18 protein-coding genes are annotated in these 21,040 nt (G+C 58.2%); 15 read left to right on the top strand and 3 right to left on the bottom strand.

Annotated features, from left to right (window positions below; all coding sequences use genetic code 11):
- Positions 1-49: 49 nt before the first annotated feature.
- From VN622_11775 to ftsH, 6 genes are all read left to right on the top strand, one after another.
- Complete coding sequence (locus tag VN622_11775; protein HWR36538.1) at positions 50-859, top strand: hypothetical protein; 810 nt, start codon at positions 50-52, stop codon at positions 857-859.
- A 269-nt stretch (positions 860-1,128) separates the two neighbouring features.
- Entirely contained in the window at positions 1,129-3,765 is a 2,637-nt protein-coding gene (gene gyrA / locus VN622_11770) for a DNA gyrase subunit A (GenBank protein ID HWR36537.1), read from the top strand.
- Positions 3,766-3,928: 163 nt separating this feature from the next.
- A complete protein-coding gene (locus tag VN622_11765) occupies positions 3,929-4,117 on the top strand; it encodes a hypothetical protein (protein ID HWR36536.1) in 189 nt (62 codons plus the stop codon).
- A 29-nt stretch (positions 4,118-4,146) separates the two neighbouring features.
- On the top strand, positions 4,147-5,547 hold the full coding sequence (gene tilS, locus VN622_11760; GenBank protein HWR36535.1) for a tRNA lysidine(34) synthetase TilS: 1,401 nt from the start codon (positions 4,147-4,149) through the stop codon (positions 5,545-5,547).
- A gap of 7 nt (positions 5,548-5,554) precedes the next feature.
- Positions 5,555-6,112 (top strand): phosphoribosyltransferase family protein, encoded by a 558-nt coding sequence (locus VN622_11755; protein HWR36534.1) that lies wholly within the window; start codon positions 5,555-5,557, stop codon positions 6,110-6,112.
- Positions 6,113-6,255: 143 nt separating this feature from the next.
- Positions 6,256-8,172 carry an ATP-dependent zinc metalloprotease FtsH gene (gene ftsH / locus VN622_11750; protein HWR36533.1) on the top strand — a complete coding sequence of 639 codons (1,917 nt, stop codon included), beginning with the start codon at positions 6,256-6,258 and terminating at the stop codon, positions 8,170-8,172.
- Between the two features lie 188 nt (positions 8,173-8,360).
- On the opposite strand, the gene selD is transcribed toward ftsH, so the two are convergent.
- Both selD and VN622_11740 read right to left on the bottom strand, forming a co-directional pair.
- The gene (selD, locus tag VN622_11745; protein HWR36532.1) at positions 8,361-9,404 is read right to left on the bottom strand and encodes a selenide, water dikinase SelD; all 1,044 of its coding nucleotides are present in this window, start codon (positions 9,402-9,404) and stop codon (positions 8,361-8,363) included.
- A 59-nt stretch (positions 9,405-9,463) separates the two neighbouring features.
- The gene (locus VN622_11740; protein HWR36531.1) at positions 9,464-9,937 is read right to left on the bottom strand and encodes a M67 family metallopeptidase; all 474 of its coding nucleotides are present in this window, start codon (positions 9,935-9,937) and stop codon (positions 9,464-9,466) included.
- A gap of 191 nt (positions 9,938-10,128) precedes the next feature.
- On the opposite strand from VN622_11740, the gene VN622_11735 reads away from it, so the two are divergent.
- The 5 genes from VN622_11735 to VN622_11715 all read left to right on the top strand — a co-directional run bounded on the left by VN622_11735 (position 10,129) and on the right by VN622_11715 (position 15,882).
- Complete coding sequence (locus VN622_11735; GenBank protein HWR36530.1) at positions 10,129-10,599, top strand: hypothetical protein; 471 nt, start codon at positions 10,129-10,131, stop codon at positions 10,597-10,599.
- 3 nt (positions 10,600-10,602) lie between these two features.
- Entirely contained in the window at positions 10,603-11,499 is an 897-nt protein-coding gene (locus VN622_11730) for a magnesium transporter CorA family protein (GenBank protein ID HWR36529.1), read from the top strand.
- A 176-nt stretch (positions 11,500-11,675) separates the two neighbouring features.
- A complete protein-coding gene (locus VN622_11725) occupies positions 11,676-12,416 on the top strand; it encodes a lipid-binding SYLF domain-containing protein (protein ID HWR36528.1) in 741 nt (246 codons plus the stop codon).
- 282 nt (positions 12,417-12,698) lie between these two features.
- The gene (gene mnmG, locus VN622_11720) at positions 12,699-14,681 is read left to right on the top strand and encodes a tRNA uridine-5-carboxymethylaminomethyl(34) synthesis enzyme MnmG (GenBank protein ID HWR36527.1); all 1,983 of its coding nucleotides are present in this window, start codon (positions 12,699-12,701) and stop codon (positions 14,679-14,681) included.
- A gap of 85 nt (positions 14,682-14,766) precedes the next feature.
- A complete protein-coding gene (locus VN622_11715; protein HWR36526.1) occupies positions 14,767-15,882 on the top strand; it encodes a 4Fe-4S binding protein in 1,116 nt (371 codons plus the stop codon).
- A 116-nt stretch (positions 15,883-15,998) separates the two neighbouring features.
- Here VN622_11715 and VN622_11710 read toward each other — a convergent pair whose 3' ends face one another.
- Positions 15,999-16,655 (bottom strand): hypothetical protein, encoded by a 657-nt coding sequence (locus VN622_11710; protein HWR36525.1) that lies wholly within the window; start codon positions 16,653-16,655, stop codon positions 15,999-16,001.
- 177 nt (positions 16,656-16,832) lie between these two features.
- On the opposite strand from VN622_11710, the gene rsmG reads away from it, so the two are divergent.
- The 4 genes from rsmG to VN622_11690 all read left to right on the top strand — a co-directional run bounded on the left by rsmG (position 16,833) and on the right by VN622_11690 (position 20,940).
- Positions 16,833-17,465, top strand: a complete 633-nt coding sequence (rsmG, locus tag VN622_11705; protein HWR36524.1) for a 16S rRNA (guanine(527)-N(7))-methyltransferase RsmG — start codon at positions 16,833-16,835, stop codon at positions 17,463-17,465.
- 204 nt (positions 17,466-17,669) lie between these two features.
- The gene (locus VN622_11700) at positions 17,670-18,500 is read left to right on the top strand and encodes a ParA family protein (protein ID HWR36523.1); all 831 of its coding nucleotides are present in this window, start codon (positions 17,670-17,672) and stop codon (positions 18,498-18,500) included.
- Entirely contained in the window at positions 18,497-19,390 is an 894-nt protein-coding gene (locus VN622_11695; GenBank protein HWR36522.1) for a ParB/RepB/Spo0J family partition protein, read from the top strand. Before VN622_11700 ends, VN622_11695 begins: the two co-directional genes overlap by 4 nt.
- A gap of 695 nt (positions 19,391-20,085) precedes the next feature.
- Positions 20,086-20,940, top strand: coding sequence for an MBL fold metallo-hydrolase (locus VN622_11690; GenBank protein ID HWR36521.1), 855 nt, complete (start codon positions 20,086-20,088; stop codon positions 20,938-20,940).
- Positions 20,941-21,040 lie beyond the last annotated feature (100 nt).

Raw genomic sequence — 21,040 nt, 5'->3', positions numbered from 1 at the left:
CGCCGAGGGACCGCTACTTCCGGACCGTTTCGGGGTTATCATTGTCGTGATGCGGCACGGGTTCAAAGTCGCGTTGATTGCGGTGATCGTTGCCGCTAGTTCAGCAGTGATGTTGCCGGTGCGAGCGGCAGCACAATTGGCGCCACCGGCGTCTATCTTCTCCGGTGGCGGGACACATCTCGGTGCGCCGGGCGCGAGCATCTTCTCCGGATTCCCATGCTGTCGCAACGGATTTGGCGGATTCAACGGCTTCGGCGGTGGATTCGGCGTCAAGTTCGGCGGCGGCTTCGGACACAATCCGCGCTTTCAGGTGGGCTTTGGTGGCCGTCGTTTTGGCGGTTTCGGGGGTCGCCGCTTCGGGGGCTTCGGCTTTGGTCAAACGCAGGTCGTTCCCGTTTTCGTGCCCTCCTATTCCATGGGTTATTACCCGTACTATCCAATGGCGGTGATTCCTCCGGGCGAATCGGTGGAAGGTGCGGGCACGTTTGATCGCGGGGCATCTGACGACGGCTACTATTCCGACTCGCGAGAAGTCGCACGCGAAGCCGCTCGTGAGGCTGCGCGCGAAGTTGTCCGGGAAGAGGCGCAGAGAGCTCAGGCACCCGAGCCAAGCGCGCCCGCAGAAGCAGCGAAGGATGCTGGCCCACAGCCGGTAGAGGAGATCACGCCGACGGTGCTCGTTTTCCGCGACGGCCACGAGAGCGAGGTCGCGAACTACGCCATCATGGGCTCGACCCTGTTCGTCCTCTCGGGGGAGCACTCTAAAATTCCTCTTAGTGAACTTGACCTTGTGGCGACGCGCGAGGCCAACGAACTCCGCGGTCTGAGCTTCCACGTCCCGTCGGCAAAGTCAAAGTAACCTGTCGGCAGCTTGTAAACGCTTGTAACCTCAGCCTGTTACGGACTCCAGCAGACCTCCATCGTGGTATAATCGAGATTGCTCATCTTCCGGCTAAATTCCTGTATTTGCAGTTGTTTACGTGTGATTCGCTGAGGCGCGCGAGGCAGTTGCCGAGCACGACGTGCGTTCGCAAATCACCTTTGCTGCTGGAGAACAGAGAGCAATCGCAGCCGACTCAACCCTCTGCGATGAGGGACTGAGCGCGCAGGACTGAGACCAAGTTTCTTATGGTAGACGATACGAATCCGAAACTTCCTTTGGGCGACTCCGGAATACCCGGCGCCGCCAACGTGCAGCCCATCAACATTGAAGAGGAGATGAAGCGTTCCTATCTCGACTATTCAATGTCGGTGATCATCGGCCGTGCACTGCCCGACGTGCGCGACGGATTGAAGCCAGTGCATCGGCGCATTCTGTACGCGATGAACGAAATGGGCTTACTGCATAACCGCAAGCACGTGAAGTGCGCCAAAGTCGTCGGCGCCGTGCTCGGCTCCTATCACCCGCACGGTGATACCGCGGTTTACGACGCGATGGTGCGCATGGCGCAGAGCTTCTCCTTGCGTTATCCAATGGTGGATGGGCAGGGCAACTTTGGCTCGGTTGATGGCGACCCGGCGGCAGCCTATCGATACACTGAGGCACGTATCACCGCTATCGCGGAAGAAATGCTCGCCGACATCGATAAAGACACAGTCGACTTTGCTCCTAATTTTGACGACACCTCGGTCGAGCCGACTATTCTTCCCGCGAAGATTCCGAACCTCCTCGTCAACGGATCGAACGGTATCGCCGTGGGTATGGCCACCAACATCCCGCCGCACAACCTTGGGGAGATTGTGGACGCCGCGATCATGCTGGTGAATAAGCCTGAGACCACGCTCGAAGAGGTTTTGCAGGTGGTGCAGGGACCGGACTTCCCAACGGGTGCTTTTATTTACGGCAAGAAGGGAATTTACGAGGCATATCGCACTGGGCGTGGGCGCTTCCTCATGCGGTCGAAGGCCGCAGTGGAGCACATTACCAAGGAGCGCGAAGCCATCATCATCACCGAGATCCCTTACCAGGTGAACAAGGCGCGGCTGATCGAGCGCATCGCCAGTCTGGTGAACGAGAAGGTGATCGAAGAAATCAGCGATATCCGGGACGAGAGCGATCGCGACGGCATGCGCATCGTAATCGAATTGAAGCGTGGGGCGCAGCCGGAGATCGTACTGAACCAGCTCTATAAGCATACGTCGATGCAGGAGAGCTTCAGCATGATCTTCCTGGCCGTTGCCAACGGCCAGCCGAAAGAAATGGGCTTGATCCAGGCGCTGCGCTACTTCATCGATCACCGCATCGATGTGGTGCGCCGGCGAACGGCTTTCCTGCTGAACAAGGCACGCGACCGCGAGCACATCCTTGAGGGCTACCAGGCGGCGCTCGATCATCTAGACAACGTGATAGCCATCATTCGCGGCAGCGCGAACCGCAATGAAGCGCGCGAGAACCTGGTCGCATACTTCGGTGGCAAGAAGATCACGATCAACACCACAGGCGCTCCGCCGGAAATCAACCCGGGGAAGCCGTTCAGCGTACGGCAGGCAGATGCGATTCTCGAACTGCAATTGCACCGCCTGACACGGCTTTCCATCGACGAGATTCTGAACGAGTTGAAGGAAATTCGCGACCGGATTGCGGAGTACGAATCGATTCTCGTATCGGAAAAGAAACTTCGCGACGTGATCGTGAAGGATTTGGCGCAGGTTCGCAAGGATTACGCGGACAAGCGCCGCACGGTGATCGTGGACGAGGCGAAAGAGATTCAGCTCGAAGACTTAATCGCAGACGAGCAGGTAGCGGTAACGGTATCGCACTCGGGATATCTGAAGCGCACGCCGATCTCGACCTATCGTCAGCAGCGGCGTGGCGGAACAGGGCGCAAGGGCATGACGACGCGCGAAGAGGATTTCGTGGAGAAGCTGTTCATCGCCTCCACTCATGCCTACATCCTGGTGTTTACGAGCACCGGTCGCGTGTACTGGCTGAAGGTGTACGAGATTCCGGACGTCGGCGCTGCCGGTAAAGGCAAGCACATCGGCAACCTGGTCTCGCTGCAACCCGGCGAATCGGTGCGAGCCATGCTGCCAGTGCGCGATCTGGAAGAAGAGAACCGGTACGTATTCTTCGTCACGCGCAAGGGTACGGTAAAGAAGACCGCGCTGAAGGACTTCTCGAACGTAATGTCGCGCGGCATTATCGCTATCGGCATCGAGGACGAAGACGAGCTGGTTGCAGCCGCCTGCACGGACGGCCAGCAGATTGTGTTCCTCGCAACGCATGACGGCATGGCGATCCGCTTCGACGAGGACAACGTTCGCACGATGGGGCGTCCGGCATTCGGCGTTCGCGGCATGGACCTCGATAAGAAGGATTACATCGTCGGGATGGCGGTAACGCCGAAGGATGCGCCGCAAGCCAATGGCAAGACTAACGGCAAGGCCAAGGGACGCAAAGACGCAGACGGTGAGAAGCCGGAACCGAACCTGATCCTCACCGTGACAGAGAACGGCTACGGCAAACGCACGCCGGTTGACGAATATCGTCTGCAGACGCGCGGCGGCAAGGGCGTGATTAACGTCAAGACCCGCGAGAAGAACGGCAAAGTTGTCGGCATCTTGCTGGTCACGGAAGAGAACGAGGCCATGCTGATTTCGCAATTCGGCAAGATCATCCGCATGGGTACGGATTCCATTCGCGAAGCGGGACGTGCCACACAGGGCGTTCGCCTGCTAAGCCTGGAAGGCGGCGACAAGGTTGCAGCCGCTGTCGTTATCCCCTCGGAAGAGCAAGAGAAAGAAGACCCGACGTTACTTCAGTAAAAGTGGCGCGTTGAGCAGCCATCCTTGGCTGCGAAGTTGAGAGGCCCGGAGAAAATTCCGGGCCTTTTGTTTTTCGACCGTGAACTCGTCGCGCGCGCGGCAACCAAACGCCGCCAGCTACTCTCCAACGCTCCAGGTCTGCCCAGGCCCAGGATCGTTCCCTATGTGGATCGTATTCACCATCTTTGCCTTGCTCTGGCTAACAAGTATCGAGTTCTTTCTTCCCGCTGCGCTCACGCTTCTGTTTTTCGCCGCGATGATCGCGTCCGGCGCATTCGCGGTGCTGCCGTCCCTTGGCAGTAGTGCTCGTGGCGAGCACAGGGGTAACGAGCGCATCTACACGCGCTGGTGAACCTGCTCGACCGTTGGCGGCGGCGGTCGATGTACCATAAGCGGGTGCTGACCAAGCTGCTGGCCTATGTGCGTGAACTTTACCTGGTGCGCCCGGGCGACCGCGTGGGTGTAGCGGTGTCGGGCGGAGCGGACTCGGTGGCACTGCTGCGGGCGCTGCTTGAGTTGCGAACGGAATTTGGCGCCGTTCTCTCCGTCGTACACCTGCACCATGGCATCAGGGGCGCGCAGGCCGATGCCGACGCGCAGTTCGTATGCGACCTGGCCCTTGAGCATGAACTGGAGTGTCATCAGCAGAGCGTTGACGTTCCTGCGTACGCCGGCGAGCACGCGATGGGCGTGGAAGCCGCAGGCCGCAAGCTTCGTTACCAGTTCTTCGAGTCGCTCATTCGCCGCAATCTGCTCGACAAAGTCGCGACTGCGCACACGGCAGACGACCAGGCTGAGACCGTGCTCTTGCGCACGATGCGCGGAGCAGGTTCGCGTGGCCTGGCGGGAATCTACCCCCGCTTGTCATTGGGCGAACGAGAGGAGTCGGGAGTTGTCCGGCCTCTGCTGTCGATTTCTCGGAACGAGGTTGAGCAGTATTTGGAGAGCATCGGCCAGCGCTGGTGCGAAGACGCCACCAACCGCGACCGCCGGTATCTTCGCAACCGCGTACGCCACGAACTGCTCCCGCTGCTGGAGCGCGATTACAACCCTTCGATCCGCAGGGTGCTGAGTGAGTCTGCCGAAATCGCGCGTGCGGAGGAAGATTTCTGGGACGCTGAAGTTCGTAGCCTCTCTGTTGATGTCATTACTTCGGGCGAGAGTCGAGCGGCGGTCGGCATTTCTGCGCTCGCACATCATCCCTTGGCGCTGCGACGTCGCCTCATCCGTTTCGCTGCCGAGCAGGCCGGTCTTGCCCTTGATTTCCATCATATCGAAGAACTGCTGTCCGTCGCGGAGAGGACTACGTCAAGGTGTGTGCTGCCGAATGGCTATTTTGCGGAGCGGCGAGGCGGAGAACTGGTTATCAAGCCGCGTGTTCCTACAGTCGTGGTCGAAGACTACGAGTATCACCTAGGTGTTCCCGGCGAGGTGGTGGTACGGGAAGCTGGATTACGGCTCCGGACGCGATTGGTTACCGTCACCGGAAGCTGTGAGGGGTATAATCCCGCAGCGCTGCTCAATCCAGGCTCGCTGGCGTCTGTGCTTGTTGTGCGCAACTGGAAAGCGGGAGACCGTTTTCATCCCGTGCGCAGCAGGTCGCCGGAGAAACTCAAGCGCCTCCTTCAGGAGAAGAAGGTGCTAAAGCCGGACAAGGCTTTGTGGCCGGTTGTGGTGAGCGGCGATTCGATCGTTTGGGTTCGCGGGTTCCCGGTTGCCGTGCAGCACGCTTTCCGGCAGCAGACGGGGCAGGCGGTACTTATCGAAGAACTCTCGGAATGAGGTTCATTTGACCAAGGAAACAGGACTGCCCCACAGCATGAAGACCGTAGTTACTGCCGAACAGATGCAGAAGCGCATCCGGGACATCGGCCGGCAGATTTCGAGCGACTACGAAGGAAAGGAACTGCACGTCATCGGCGTCCTGGAGAACGGCTTTGTTTTTATGGCTGACCTCATTCGCGCTCTTGACCTTTCTCTGGTCTGCAACTTTGTAAAGCCGTACTTCCGGGAGATGCTGCAAGGCAACATCGCCACGACGGAAATCTTCTTTGCTCCAGAATTGGAAGTCAGAGACAAGCACGTCCTCCTGGTTGAGGGCCTGATGCAGTCGGGGATCACGACCGAGTTCCTGATTAGAAATCTCACTGCCCGTGGCGCGGCCTCGGTCAGACTGGCGGTAATGGTGGATCGCCCATCACAGCGCAGGGTGCTGCTGCAACCGGACTATTTTGGCTTCCTGATCGACGAGGGCTATGTGATCGGATATGGCCTGGGAGGGCCCCTGCTTGGCCGGAATCTGGCTTATCTTGCCTCTGCCGATGAAGACCTGCAGCCCTCTATTTGAAGGCTTCTGCGCGTTGTTTTCCCTCCAAAACGGTTACAATCTATAAGGGGAGCAAATTCCGTAAATCCGAGCAGCTTGGCAGGCATCTAAACTGCTGGGTGCTTGCGTATTGATACGGTCGCCCTCAAATATTAGGAGCTTCTGTGAATTCGACGGTTAAACAGGTCGTGTTCTGGCTGGTGATTGTACTGTCTGGCGTCCTGCTCTGGCAGGTCGTCAAGGCGGGTGGATCTGGCGTTAAGGAAAAGGAAATCAACTTCTCGGAGTACCGGTCACAGGTGAACCAGGGCAAGGTTCAGAGCGTGGTCGTTCAGGGCTCCGAAGTTCGCGGTACGTATCGCGACGAAAAAGCCACATTCCACACCACGGTCCCGCCGAACAACTACCCTGAGATGTACAAAGAGTTGTCGGAAAAGGGCGTCAACATCACGGTTCGCGATAACAGCACTGGCGGCTACGGCACCTGGCTGCTCAATCTCGCACCGCTCATTCTGCTGGGCGCTCTCTGGTTCATCATGATTCGCCAGATGCAGACCGGCGGAAACAAGGCGCTTTCCTTCGGCAAGAGCCGCGCTCGCCTGCTCTCCATGCAGCAGAAGAAGGTGACGTTTAAGGACGTTGCCGGCGTAGACGAGGCTAAGGAAGAACTGCGCGAGATCATCGAGTTCCTGCGCGAGGCGCAGAAATTCCAGAAGCTGGGCGGACGCATTCCGAAAGGCGTGTTGCTGGTCGGACCTCCGGGAACGGGCAAGACCCTTCTTGCGCGTGCGGTTGCCGGCGAAGCCAACGTGCCTTTCTTCAGTATTTCTGGTTCTGACTTTGTCGAAATGTTCGTAGGCGTGGGCGCAAGCCGCGTTCGTGACCTGTTCGAACAGGGCAAGAAGAATGCTCCCTGCATCATCTTCATCGACGAAATCGACGCCGTTGGACGTCATCGTGGCGCAGGCCTCGGCGGCGGACACGACGAGCGCGAGCAGACACTGAACCAGTTGCTGGTCGAAATGGACGGCTTCGAATCGAACGAAGGCGTCATCCTTATCGCTGCGACGAACCGTCCTGACGTGCTGGACCCGGCGCTCCTGCGCCCCGGCCGCTTCGATCGCCGCGTGGTTGTCTCCCGTCCAGACGTTCGTGGGCGTGAAGAAATCCTGCGCGTACACACGCGCAAGATTCCGATGAACGACGACGTTGATCTTTCCGTCCTGGCTCGTGGCACACCGGGTTTTTCCGGTGCCGACCTGGCCAACATGGTTAACGAAGCTGCTCTGAATGCCGCGCGCCAGAACCGCAAGACGGTTCTGATGTACGACTTTGAGCTCGCAAAGGACAAGGTCCTGATGGGCGCCGAGCGCAAGTCCATGATTCTCTCGGACGAGGAGAAGCGCGTCACGGCGTATCACGAAGCTGGGCACGCGCTGGTTGCGGTCAAGATGAAACATTCGGACCCACTGCACAAGGTGACCATCATCCCGCGCGGTATGGCGCTGGGCGTCACCATGCAACTCCCGATCGACGACAAACACACGTACACGCGTGACTATCTCGAGACGCGTCTGGCCATCATGATGGGCGGCCGCATCGCCGAGGAGCTGTTCCTGACGACGATGACCACCGGAGCCGGGAACGACATCGAGCAGGCGTCTGAACTGGCGCGCAAGATGGTGTGCGAGTTCGGCATGAGCAAGATGGGGCCCATAACGTTCGGCAAGAAGGAAGAGCAGATATTCCTTGGCCGCGAGATCAGCCAGCATCGCGACTTCAGCGAGGCGACTGCAATCCAGATCGACGAAGAGGTCAAGCGCTTCGTCAACAACGGCTACCAGAGCGCGTACGAGATTCTGAACTCGAACCACGAGGTGATGCACAACATTGCCAAGGCGCTGCTGGAGCGTGAGGTGCTCGACGCCAACGAACTCCAGGCGATCATCGAAGGCAAACAGCTTGCTGCTCGCGTTACGCCTTCGTCTGACAACGATGGTGGCAATGTGCAGCAGGTGCTCAAGCCCGAGCCGAATCGCCAGCCAGTCAGGAATCCCGGCGAACGGCCGGCGCAAGCGTGATCACGGGTGGTTGAGTATCGGTTGAGATAATCCAGATTTATGGGAGAACAAAGGCGGCCTTCGGGTCGCCTTTGTTTGCTTACAAATAGAGCGTCATGTCGACCGCGCGCCGAAGGCGCGAAGCGTAGACGCCATAACGTTTGCTTTGAATTGGCTCTGTCATCAAACTAAGGCGATGCGATGAGCTCTCAGGAGATGCTAATGAGCGGTTTCTTCTCGGCGATGACTCGGCCGATGATGCGGGCGGGCAGGGCGGCGGCACGAAGTTCCTCGGCAAGTTTCTGCGCCTGCGCGGCTTCGATCGAGATAAGCAAGCCACCCGCAGTTTGCGGATCAAAGAGCACGGTGCGCAGTTCTTCTGAAACGTTGCCGTCGTACTCGACTGCGCATTCGGCGAATTCGCGGTTCGCCTTCAGTCCTCCCGGGACAAATCCGGCGCGAATGCAGTCGAGTGCGCCATTTAGCAGCGGAAGCTCCGAGCTGAAGATGATGAGGCTGACGTCGCTACCCAACGCCATCTCCCGCGCATGGCCGATCAGGCCAAAGCCGGTGATGTCCGTCATGCCGTGGACATCGTAGCTCTGCGCTATCTCGGCTGCTGTCTTGTTGAGGGTCGTCATGGAGCGCGTTGCCACCTCAATCCACTCCGGCTTCGCTTCGCCCCGCTTGATCGCCGTTGAGATGACGCCCGTGCCAAGGCCCTTCGTGAGCACGAGGTGGTCGCCCGCTTTTGCCCCTGAATTCGTGAGCACGCGCCGAGGATTGATCGTTCCGGTAACTGAGTAGCCGAACTTGATTTCGGGATCGCGAATGGAATGTCCGCCAATGACGGCGCAGCCAGCCTCCGTCATCTTGCTAAGACCGCCCGCAAGAATCTCCTGGAGGATTGATAGGTCGCCCTTTTCGGGGAAGCAGACCATCGCGAGCGAACTCAGCGGGCGTCCGCCCATGGCATACACATCGCTCAGCGCGTTGGTCGCCGCAATCTGTCCGAAGACGTAGGGATCGTCCACGATGGGCGTAAAGAAGTCGACCGTCTGAACGAGCGCCAGCTCTGGCGTGAGTTGATACACACCCGCGTCATCGGCTTTATCGAAGCCGACGAGGACGTTAGGGTCTTGTTGCCGGGCTAATTTCCCAAGCACCGAGTCCAGCGCCGCCGGACTGAGCTTGCTGGCTCAACCCGCAGCCTTGACCGTCTCCGTCAAACGAACTTTCTTCACTTCCTTCACTTCCATCACAAGTCGTGAGATCCTTCCGCGCAGTTACTTCGTCAGTGCACAGACTGTAGTCACTGATTGTAATCAATGATGGCGCTCCGCTCACGTCGGTCGTGTTCCACCACTTCCAACAATTCCGTGAGGAAGCGACGATCAGCATCGGCGCCTTCAAGCACAAAGGAAGTCATCTCCGAGGCGTTGCCTGCCAGAACGCTGACGATAATGTAGGAGCAATCCGGCCAGTAGGCCTGGTCCAGATCGGTGCGTGACCAGTGCGGGGGCGCGTCGGGGTGCGAGTGGTAAAAGCCGAGAATGCTCTCGCCGTGCTCCCGCGCCTGTCGCTGGATATCGATCAACTCGCGCGGGTCGATGTTGTATCGCGTGCGCGCAGCCTGTCCTCGGGTGTTCGTGCAGCGAACGACGCGGCTCACGATTTTGCGATTGCCGCTGATTGCACCCAGCAGCACGCCGCAGCATTCGTGAGGATAGCGCTCCTCGCCGTGGCAACGGATGTCTTCGTATTCAGCCTTGCCTATCACAAGCATATGCACTGCCCGTTGTAACACCTGAGTTGCTGTATTAGATTGCAATGTGCGAAAGTTATCGACTCAATGGCCTTATAGTCTAGAAGTGTTTCGATGCCGGGCAGATTGATTGCGCTCTCTGCTCCGCAAGGTCAGAGCGGCGGGGCGGGTGAGTAGCCCTGTGCGCCTGCGACGCATCAGAAGTAGGGGAAATGGCAAAGACGATCAAGCAGAAGAGTTACGAAGATTCGCTGGCATGGCTACGCGACCATGGTTTTGAGGTGCTGGAAGCTCCCGGCACAGCTAACCGCGTTTTCCTGAAGAAGTACAACTGTTCCGCAGCGATTGAAAAAGCGGAAGACGGTACGGCAAAGTTCTTTGCCTATCCGGGCTGCCTCGTCGGCGGAGAGATTTCCAAGCTCGTCGATCGTGGCTACCAGAAGTTTCTGCGGACCAGCAAGCTTGAGATCGCCGCGACGGAGGACCATCTGCGAGCGTTGCACCGGTTCTCTGAGGAGCTTAAGGAAGCCATCGGTGCGACCAGTTTGTATAACGAGTCGCTGGGTTCGGTAAGCGAAACCTACGTCTACGATCGCGTCAGGGATCGCGACAAGCCTCAGGTGGACCGCCCAATGCGACCCTGGCAGACGCCGGACGGCGCGAAGGGAAAGAAGCCGGCGTAAGCCATGCGCCACGCCCTGAGCACTGCCGCGCAGCCGATCCCGTCGCTCGAGTGGTACCACATCGACGACCCTTCGTCGCCGGCGCTTGACGAACTGGCACTCCGTTTTCATCTCCACGAACTGCAGATCGAAGATTGCCGGCATCGCCCGCAGCGTGCGAAATCAGAAGAGCACGCAGGCTATATCTTTTTCGTCCTGAAACACCTGCACGCGAATGACGGCCTTAACTTCGATGACCTCGATGTCTTTCTCGGGCGCGATTTCGTCATCAGCGTAAGCAGTCAGGATTCCTCCTTTGTCGAAAAAGTGCGACAACGGGCGATACAAGACAATGTTCAGCGTCTAGATCGCGTGTTCTACATATTGTTAGACACGGTCGTTGACGGATACATGCCGGTGCTCGACGGGATTGCCGAGGAAACATCCGAGCTTGAGACCGATGTACTGGAGACGCCGGATCCCCCAACGCTCCGGCGCATTTTCGTCCTGAAGCGCAAGCTGATTGATTTCCGGCGCATTGCGAGCGGCATGCGCGAGGTGGTGAACTCTGTCATACGCCGCGAAGGCGGCTTGATGGGCGATGACCTCGATCCCTACTTCCGGGACATCTACGATCACCTGGTCCGGACCGTGGATCTCATTGAGACCTATCGTGATCTGCTGACCGGCTCGCTGGACATTTACCTGTCGGCCGTGGCTAATCGCACCAACGAGGTGATGAAGGTACTTACGGTCTATGGCACGGTTGCCTTGCCGATGGTCATCATCACGGGCTTCTTTGGGATGAACCTGCATCTACCCTGGACGAGCAATCCGCACGGCGCTCTTTACGCCGTTGGTCTAATGGGAATATCGACGCTGCTCATCCTCTGGTACTTCCGCCGAAAAGGCTGGTTCTAAGTTCCTGCCGGTTGCCGCTGAACGTCGCCCAGCAGCACTGTTCCGCGGGGCCGGGCTCAGCAAGAACCTCGCCAAATCTTGACTTCCTCTGCAAACCCCTGCTGCGAAATCACCCTCCAACTACCTGAAACCTAAGTGCAGAATTCACGGACGTCGCACGGGGAGGGAATTACAACATGAGAAAGTTGATATTGCTGCTGGTCGCTTTGGTGCTGATGTTTGTGGCCGTAGGCTGCTCCCGGCATGAACAGCCCACACGAGTCAATGCTGCTGGACAGCCGGTCTCCCAGGAGCGCTCAGAAGTGCTGAACCGGCTCACCGACTCCGGCAAAGTTCTGAACGAATTGACGGCTGCCCCGGATAAGGGCATTCCGGAGAACGTTTTGAAAGAAGCTAAGTGCGTCGCCATCGTGCCCGACATGGTTAAGGGAGGCTTCGTCATTGGCGGCCAGCACGGACGTGGCGTGGCAACGTGCCGCAATGCTAACGGCTGGTCTGCTCCCGCATTCTTCACGTTGACCGGCGGTAGCTGGGGCGCGCAGATCGGGGCCGAGTCCGTCGATCTTGTCTTGCTAGTTATGAATGAGGCAGGGATGAACCAGCTTCTAAGCGCCAACTGGAAATTCGGCGGTGAGGGAGCAATCGCAGCAGGTCCCGTCGGTCGTGAAGCCGCAGCATCCACCGACTGGAAACTGCGAGCGCAAGTACTCACTTACTCTCGCACACGCGGTGTCTTCGCCGGCTTGACCCTGAGCGGCGCGAATATGCGTCAGGACGACGACTCAACGCGGGCGTTCTACAAACAGGACTACGATTTCCGAACGTTGCTGACCGGCAAGGTTCCTGCTCCGCCGCAGGCGCGGGATTTCATCGCCTCCGTGCGACAAAACTTTCGCGAAGCAAACGCGGCGCAGTAGAGCAGAGCTCGGGTCTTTGAATGGGGCACAGGGGGGAACGGCTTACCCCGGCGGCTGAACAGGCTGCTGAAAAAGCTATATCGAGTCATCCTGAGGTCACTTGTGCGCGCACGAAGGATCTGCCTTTGTTGTGAACAGCGGATCCTTCGCTACGCTCAGGATGACCCCCGCTTGCTTTCGAGTTTTTGAGCAGCTTCAAAGCCCTCCCTCCGAACCGGGTACTTTCAATCCCTTGCTAAAATGGAGTTTCGACGCGTGTGGGCGCCGTCAGAGGATTGCAGCGTGAGTTCCGCCATTACGGGACAAAACTTTAGCGAACAATACGATGTCGCGGTCGTGGGTGCTGGCCATGCCGGATGCGAGGCTGGCGTGGCGGCGGCGCGCATGGGCCTGAAGACCGCTTTGTTCACGCTGAACATCGACCTGATCGCGCAAATGTCCTGCAACCCTGCCGTGGGTGGAATCGCGAAGGGCCATCTCGTACGCGAAGTGGATGCGCTGGGCGGCATCATGGGCGAAGTCACCGATGCCGTTGGCATTCAGTTCCGGCTTCTGAACACCTCGCGGGGCCCGGCCGTGTGGTCTCCGCGCGCACAGTGCGATAAGCAGCAGTACCGCGTGAAAATGCGCGAGCTACTGGAGTCTCAGCCGAACCTCACCGTCAAACAGGCGGAAGTGTCTGAGCTGATTGTTGAGGACGGTGATGGCGACTCGAATCTCGGCCGGCGAGTGCGCGGTATTCGTCTTCGCGATGGCCGAACCGTAGGCGCCGAGGCCATCGTTATTACGACCGGGACTTTCCTGAACGGGTTGATTCACTGCGGGGAGAAGACCTATCCCGCAGGACGCAGCGGTGAGCCGCCTTCTCATCTGCTCGGCGAGGCACTGAAGAGGCTCGGCCTTCGTGGATGCCGTCTGAAGACGGGCACACCTCCGCGCCTCGATGGTCGCACGATTGACTGGAGCAAGTTCCAAGAGCAGCCCGGCGACGCCGACCCAACTCCCTTCAGCTTTCGCACAAAGAAGATTACCCAAGCGCAGGTTCCCTGCTACATCGCGTTCACAACCGAAGAGACGGGCCGCATCATCCGCGCGAATGTTCATCGCTCGCCAATGTACAGCGGCCAGATACAGTCCATCGGACCGCGGTATTGTCCATCGATTGAAGATAAGTTCGTGAAGTTCCCCGACAAGGAAACGCACCAGCTCTATCTCGAGCCCGAGGGTCTGCACACGCACGAGATTTATGTAAATGGCATGAGTACATCGATGCCTGTCGATGTTCAACTCGCGATGATCAAGTCAGTTCCGGGCCTTGAGAAGGCCGAGATGCTGCGCCCCGGCTATGCCATTGAGTACGACGCGATCGATCCGACGGAGTTACAGCGCACGCTCGAGACAAAGAAGATTGCGCGCCTGTATCTCGCAGGGCAGATCAACGGAACCAGCGGTTACGAAGAGGCAGCGTGCCAGGGACTGATGGCTGGCATCAACGCCGCGCTCGCCATTAAAAACGAGCCGCCTCTGGTGCTCGACCGCACAGAGGCGTACACGGCCATTCTCATCGACGACCTCATCAGCAAGGGCACGAACGAGCCTTACCGAATGTTCACGTCGCGCGCTGAATTTCGGCTGCACCTGCGCATAGACAATGCGGACCGTCGCCTCACTCCCTACGGACGACGCGTAGGTCTCATCGACGACGAAGCCTGGCGTGAACATCTTGCGAAGCAGCAGCGCATGGAGGCCTTAAAGCAGCTGCTGGAGAACACGCGCGTCGATGGCGAACTGCCTTGCGCCCTTGCCGCCAAAGTCGGTATCGTGACCGGCTCAACGTATGCCCAGTTATTAAAGCGTCCCGAAGTCATCATCGAAGATTTCGTCCCAGCGCTCGTGGTGCTGTTGCCGGATTTCTTCGAGCGGGAATCCTCGGCGTCCGCTGGCGTGGGTTTGTCGTCGGCGGTTCGCAATGAACTGAAGTCGGTGGAAACGGAGATAAAGTACGCAGGCTATCTCGATCAGCAAGAGAAGGCAATCTTGCGTTTAAAGAAGTCCGAAGAGAAGTCCATCCCCGCATGGTTTGACTACTCTTCGGTAAGCGGACTTTCGCGCGAGATGAACGAGAAACTCCGTCGCGTGCGACCCGTCACCCTCGGTCAGGCCAGCCGAATCCCCGGCGTCACTCCCGCAGCCATCTCGCTGATTAACGTGTACATAGAGATACAGGCGCGCCGGCGCAGTCAGGCCGAAAAAGCCGTTCAGTAGGAAATCTGCTGATATCCCTGTGTTTGTGACCAAAGTCATAGGTAGGCAGGCACCCGCATTTCTATCCTTACTTCAGGAAAAGAATATGTCGGCTCAGCCAAACATCACGGATCAGGGCACGCTCAGTGCGGGGAGCATTCATCCCGAAAGTCCTAAGACAAAGAAGAAGCTGATTCGCCGGACCGACGCAGATCGTTCACAGCAACTGCGCCGCTACTTCCAGATCGCATTCCTCGTACTCAACGCCTATGTTGGCGTGTTGTTCTATATGTGGGTTCGTCATTTCGAATCCGCTGGCGCGACGCGTTTTGTCGAGCGACCGGCCGGGGTTGAGGGATGGCTGCCGATCGCAGCCCTGATGAACCTCAAGTATCTGGTTTTGACCGGACACGTGCCGAGCATCCATCCGGCGGGAATGTTTCTGCTTGTGGCGTTCCTGGGGATATCGCTGGTCTTCCGCAAGTCTTTCTGTAGCTGGCTATGCCCAATCGGCACGATCTCCGAGTATCTGTGGAAGCTCGGTCGCCGCACATTTCGTCGCAACTTCAGCCTGCCGCGGTGGGCCGATATTCCTTTGCGCGGACTGAAGTACCTCCTGCTCGGCTTCTTCGTGTACGTCATCGGAGCAATGTCGGTGGAGGCAATCGCCGAATTCCTTTCTGCGCCTTATGGACTGATCGCCGACGTTAAGATGCTCAACTTCTTTCGCTTCATGAGCACCACGGCTGCAGTTGTGGTTGGCGTCATCATCGTGCTGTCGTTCTTTGTGCAGAACTTCTGGTGCCGCTATTTGTGTCCGTATGGTGCGCTCATGGGGCTCGCCGCTTTGTTCAGCCCGGCGCGAATTCATCGCAATGCAGAGCCTTGTATAGATTGCGGCAAGTGCGCGAAAGCGTGCCCGTCGCAGCTTCCGGTGGATAAGCTGGTGCAGATACGCTCGGCAGAGTGCACGGCTTGTCTGGAATGCGTGGCGGTGTGCCCGGCGGAAGGCGCGTTGCAGATTGCAGTCGGAGTTCCATTGATAGCGCCAAAGCCACAGCGCAGGCTTTCTCCCGTGGCGCTCGCCGCGGGAATCGCGCTCGTGTTCTTAGGACTCGTCGGATTCGCCAAGACAGCCGGGTATTGGGATACCGACATACCGCGCGACCTCTACATGCAACTCGTACCCAGCGCAAATCAGGCTTCGCACCCGGGACTCTGAGCTGCTAGGCACTGGGAGCTGCTAAGCTGCTGAGCGAAAATGACGCGTGCTCTGGATTGGCGTTCGCTCCAAAGGAACGCCTGACCTCTGACAACTTCGGGGATGCACAGCCCGGCCTACGTCTTCGATTGTTCGTACTCATGCTTCTGCTGGAGTGAAGCAAGCGCATTTTCTTTCCGGCGCTCGATCTCAGCGCCGAGGGCGATGAGACTATCGGTTGCCAGGGCGTGTTCGCCGTCTAGCGCGATCAACTCCTGCCGGGCGAGGCCGCGCGCTACCTCCGCGATCGTCTCGATGGTGGAGCCCACGTACATCGCCTCGCATGCATCGATCACCTTCACGTGCCCGGCACCCATCTTGTGCGCCGCCCAATACACACGGTCGCGCAGCATGAGCGCAATCGCAGTCTCCGGCGCGGAACTGAACTGCCAACGCCGCGTGCGGAAGTGCATGAAGCGCGTAGAAAGTGGCACTGGTTGACGCTTGCCAGATTTCAGAAACTCTAGCTGCTTTACGTCCACCTCCTTTCGCAGCGCATTGATCACGACGGCGTGAGCATCTCTCGGCTCCAGAGAGGGGAGTGCCTCGCGGACTGTTTGCGAAACATGCACGGAGACATCCGCATGCAGCCCGCTTCCGTCCGCAACGCACAGGATGCCATGCAGTACCTCGAAATCCGCGCCGGAGGTTGAGTGGTGAAAAGGCCAGGCCAGTTCGATCGTCAGAGGCAGGCCCGTGATCGTGACATAGGTGGAAACAGTCGCTTCGCTCATGCTTGTCGTAGTCGTGTTGAAGGAAGTTATGGCCGAACGCCCCACGCGCGCGGCTATGCAATGATAACGACTCCAACGCGCGCGGCTCAACTGAATCTTAGTGGTGGAATTAGTAACCGCTTTGTCGGTCGCTTTTATCTGCCGCGCTGAGCGGCCGCTGAGATAATCTTTCCAGGCGTGGATACAGCACACATCGTCGAGCTGGTTGCGCCATATCTAGGCGATGCCAACACATTGACCTCGGAGCAGGCCGAGAATATATCCACATATGTAAATATACTGATGAAGTGGAATGCGCGCATGAATCTAACGGCCGTGCGTACGCGTGACGAGATGATCTCGCGTCATTTCGGCGAGTCGCTCTTCGCCGCTCGCCATCTGCTCTCGGCTGACTCGCGCTGCTCGGTCATAGATGTCGGTTCCGGAGCCGGCTTTCCCGGCCTGGTGCTAAAGATCTTCGCACCAGGGCTGTCACTAATGTTGGTCGAATCGCAAAACAAGAAGGCTACGTTCCTGAAGGAAATCGTTCGGCAACTGTCTTTGAGCGACGTTGAGGTTCTGAATGTACGGGCCGAGAAAGTTGGGCTTAGGGCGGAGCTAGTCACTTTTCGCGCTGTCGAGAAGTTTGAATCCATCGCGCCCACCGCTGCGCGCCTGGTGTCGCCCGGCGGGAGACTCGCGATGCTGATTGGTTCCGCGCAGGTTCAGGCGGCTCACCAGTTTGTGCCCGGAGCGTGGCAGCTTCCAATCATGGTGCCGGGGTCGGCGGCGCGAGTGCTGGCGGTTTGTCGGCCAAAGCTCGCCTCGTGATGTTCCACGTGGAACAATTGGGTTGTACGTTTACTGGCTGGTTTGTTGCTTTGCCGACGTGTTCCACGTGGAACATTGCCCAGCGCTGACGAATTCCGGCTTTTATTTCCCGTTATCCACCGAATCCACAGCTCTGCACAGCAAGTCACCGTTGCTATCGACCGACGCGTCTTGTAGGCTCAACTCTCACCACGAAAGGGTCCCATGGCTCGCGTCATAGCAGTCGCCAATCAGAAGGGTGGCGTAGGTAAAACCACGACCTCCATCAACCTGGCCGCATCCTTTGCGGCAGCCGAGGTTCCGACGCTGCTCGTGGATTGCGATCCCCAGTCCAACTCGTCCAGCGGAGTCGGTTTCGTTAAAGACCCGGAGCGCCTGAGCGTCTATGAATACATTATGGGCGATGCGTCGGCCGACCAGGTGATGCTGCAGACTGCGGTCGAGAACCTCTGGGTTATCCCGTCCAGCAAAAATCTCATCGGCGCCAACATCGAACTCGTCGGTGCTGAGTACCGGGAATATCGGCTCAGGCATGCTCTTGAGCAGGTTCGTCCGCGTTTCGAGTTCATCGTGTTGGACTGCCCGCCCGCCCTCGATCTGCTCACTCTGAACGCCTTAGTCGCGGCGGATTCGGTGCTGATTCCTATGCAGGCCGAATATTTTGCCCTGGAAGGCGTCTCCGAGTTGCTTGATACCATTGACCGAATACGCCAGAGCCTGAACAGCCGACTCAGCGTCGAAGGCGTGGTGCTAACGATGTACGACGAACGGACAAATCTGGCCCAGAGTGTCACCTCGGAGTTGCAAAAGTACTTCGGCGACACGCTCTGCAAGACGGCTATCCCGCGCAATGTGCGTTTGGCTGAAGCCCCAAGTCACGGAAAACCGGCACTCCTCTACGATCCGCGCTCGCGAGGGGCTGAAAGCTATATACGTTTGGCGAAGGAAATTATGGAACGCGGAATGTCGCACTCAACTACTCCCTTGGAAGTTACAACCGTCGGCGTACAGACCGATGCAGGAATCGCAAAATGAATGACAAGAAGAAGGTACTCGGCCGTGGACTTGAAACTCTGCTGCCCGCATCGCGTGCAACGGCTCCGGCACCCGGAGCGGCGCCAGCAACCGCAATGTCTGGCGATCTCGTGCGGGAAGTCCCAGTCGAGCAAATCGACCGCAATCCATACCAGACACGCACCAAGTTCGGGGAAGAGGCGCTGAACGAACTAGCGGCGTCGATCAGGGCGTCCGGCGTGGTTCAGCCCATCGTCGTGCGGCCGCAGAAGGATGGACGCTTCCAGTTGATCGCCGGAGAACGGCGCTGGCTGGCTTCGCAACGGGCCGGGAAAACGACGGTACCCGCGATTATTCGCCAGGTTTCGAACGAGCAGGCGATGGAAATGACCATCGTCGAAAACCTTCAGCGCGAGGATCTCAATGCAATGGAGCAGGCAAGGGCTTACGAGCGTCTGGGCCGCGAATTCGGGCTTACACAAGAGCAGATGGCGCAGCGCACTGGCAAGGATCGCTCATCGGTCGCTAACTTTGTGCGATTGCTGAAGCTGCCGCCTACGGTCCAGGAGTTGGTCGAGGCCGAAAAGCTCAGTTTTGGCCATGCCAAGGCGCTAATGACCTTGGACTCGCCCGACGCGATGGAGAAACTGGCGCAGAGGGTAGTTACGCTCTCAATGTCGGTTCGCCAGACCGAAGGGGCGGTTTACAACCTGATGCACCCGGCTGAGAAGCAGTCGAAGCCGGAGCGTCCGTTGGACCCGAATGTGCGCGAGGCCGAACGCGAGCTTGAGCGCTCGCTTGGCGTGAGGGTCACAATCACAGACAAGAAGGGTAAGGGCAAGATAATGCTCGAGTACGCCTCGCTTGAAGATTTCGACCGTATCGTCGAGGTGCTTGGGGCGAAGCGTTAGTTTCGAGCTAGATCGGAAGGGCCGGGGGAGAGATCATCCGGCCCTTTTCCTTGTGATCCTGGTGTCGTTGTCAAGATGTTCCACGTGGAACATCTCTCTCGCAGCAACAGCAACAGCGATCCCGGTTAGGCTCCATGAGAGGTGTGCGGAAAACATTGCGCCTTCCAGGTCTGCAGTGGGATTTGGAGCGGCTTTACAAGCTGCAGAAATTCCTTGAAGGGGCACGCCTTCAGGCGTGCCGTAAGTCGCACTGAATGTAATGCGGCTTTAGCCGCTGAGGCGCGCGCTGGAGCGCGGTGTCGAGCATACCTCAGCGGCTAAAGCCGCTTCCTTCCACTAAAGTGGAGCAGGCCTGAAGGCCTGCTCCACCCAGCTTTGGCGCTCCTGCCAGCTCTGGTGCAGTGTATATCTGGAATGTGCGCGGGGGCCGTAGGCGAACGTACCTGATACGGCTCGTGCCAATCAGATATGGTACCTCGCCAATAGATTTATATATATAGATATTCATGTGTTCAAGGGGAACGGCGCCTTCCCGCACCGTTTCATTACGTTCGCAGCATCCCATGTCGTGCCAGGCAGCTTCGTCGTGCTTCGCGTCGGACGCCCTTGCAGACTTTGTGGCAGATCCAAAACTGGTGGAGCCACGACGTGGTTCGCTGCATCTGATGTAGTGAATTCTGAAGGAGACAGCGACATTGCACCGAACTACGCTAGGCGATTTTGAACTGATCCTGATTTCTGACGGTGGCTATTATCTGGATGGCGGTTCGATGTTCGGCGTCGTCCCAAAGCCTATGTGGGAGAAGAAATTTGCTCCCGACCAGTTCAACCGCCTGCGATTGGGTCTCAACACGCTTGTTGTTCGCACGGGCAAGCACACGGTGCTGGTGGAAACCGGCATTGGCAACAAGCTGCCGGACAAGTTGCTGCGCATCTACGAGAATGAAGCTCGCCTGCTGAACGCGCTGGAAGAAGCAAAGATCGCGCCGGACGAGATCGACGTTGTTATTAACACGCATTTACATTTCGATCATTGTGGATGGAACACCTTCTTGCGCGGCGGGAAAGTTGTTGCCACGTTTCCCAAAGCGAAGTACTACGCGCAAGAAGGTGAGCTCCGCCACGCCAATATGCAGCACGAGCGCGATCGTATCAGCTACATAAGCGACAACTACAACCCGCTGGTTGAGAACGGTCAGATGCAGCTGTTGCGAGGCGACCAGGAGATTGTCCCCGGCGTATCGGTGCGCGTCTTTCCGGGGCATACGCGCAATCACCAGGCCGTCATCTTCAAAAGCGGAGGACACACTGCTTGTTATATCGGCGACCTGATTCCCACCGCGGCGCACCTGCACCCAACGTGGGTGATGGCCTACGACCTGTTTCCGCTGGAGACGATCGAGAGCCGGCATCGCTATTACGACGACGCTCTGCCGCAGCGCTGGCTTACGATTTTCACGCACGATCCTAAGATTCCATGGGCGTTCGTTGGGGCAGATGAACAGGGAAGGCTCGCGGCAAAGCCAGTACGCGAGGCTGTAACGGCGTAAAGCTTTCATGTCACTGCTGAAATAGAAGCAGGTTCTTCGGCGTGCCAAAACGAGCGCGGCCTTAGGATGACACGCGTTCTCAGTGAAGTTGTGATTTCTG

This window comes from Clostridia bacterium, from assembly GCA_035561135.1.
GTDB lineage: Bacteria > Acidobacteriota > Terriglobia > Terriglobales > Acidobacteriaceae > DATMYA01.
Note: the sequence above shows the minus strand (reverse complement) of the source record. Positions and strands in the feature narration are given on the sequence as shown.

What these genes read in the sequence shown, in the direction of transcription:
- VN622_11775 (HWR36538.1), top strand. Translation starts at nt 50, where the DNA reads ATGCGGCACGGGTTCAAAGTCGCGTTGATTGCGGTGATCGTTGCCGCT.
- gyrA (HWR36537.1), top strand. Translation starts at nt 1,129, where the DNA reads ATGGTAGACGATACGAATCCGAAACTTCCTTTGGGCGACTCCGGAATA.
- VN622_11765 (HWR36536.1), top strand. Translation starts at nt 3,929, where the DNA reads ATGTGGATCGTATTCACCATCTTTGCCTTGCTCTGGCTAACAAGTATC.
- tilS (HWR36535.1), top strand. Translation starts at nt 4,147, where the DNA reads ATGTACCATAAGCGGGTGCTGACCAAGCTGCTGGCCTATGTGCGTGAA.
- VN622_11740 (HWR36531.1), bottom strand. Translation starts at nt 9,937, where the DNA reads ATGCTTGTGATAGGCAAGGCTGAATACGAAGACATCCGTTGCCACGGC.
- VN622_11735 (HWR36530.1), top strand. Translation starts at nt 10,129, where the DNA reads ATGGCAAAGACGATCAAGCAGAAGAGTTACGAAGATTCGCTGGCATGG.
- VN622_11730 (HWR36529.1), top strand. Translation starts at nt 10,603, where the DNA reads ATGCGCCACGCCCTGAGCACTGCCGCGCAGCCGATCCCGTCGCTCGAG.
- VN622_11725 (HWR36528.1), top strand. Translation starts at nt 11,676, where the DNA reads ATGAGAAAGTTGATATTGCTGCTGGTCGCTTTGGTGCTGATGTTTGTG.
- VN622_11715 (HWR36526.1), top strand. Translation starts at nt 14,767, where the DNA reads ATGTCGGCTCAGCCAAACATCACGGATCAGGGCACGCTCAGTGCGGGG.
- VN622_11710 (HWR36525.1), bottom strand. Translation starts at nt 16,655, where the DNA reads ATGAGCGAAGCGACTGTTTCCACCTATGTCACGATCACGGGCCTGCCT.
- VN622_11700 (HWR36523.1), top strand. Translation starts at nt 17,670, where the DNA reads ATGGCTCGCGTCATAGCAGTCGCCAATCAGAAGGGTGGCGTAGGTAAA.
- VN622_11695 (HWR36522.1), top strand. Translation starts at nt 18,497, where the DNA reads ATGAATGACAAGAAGAAGGTACTCGGCCGTGGACTTGAAACTCTGCTG.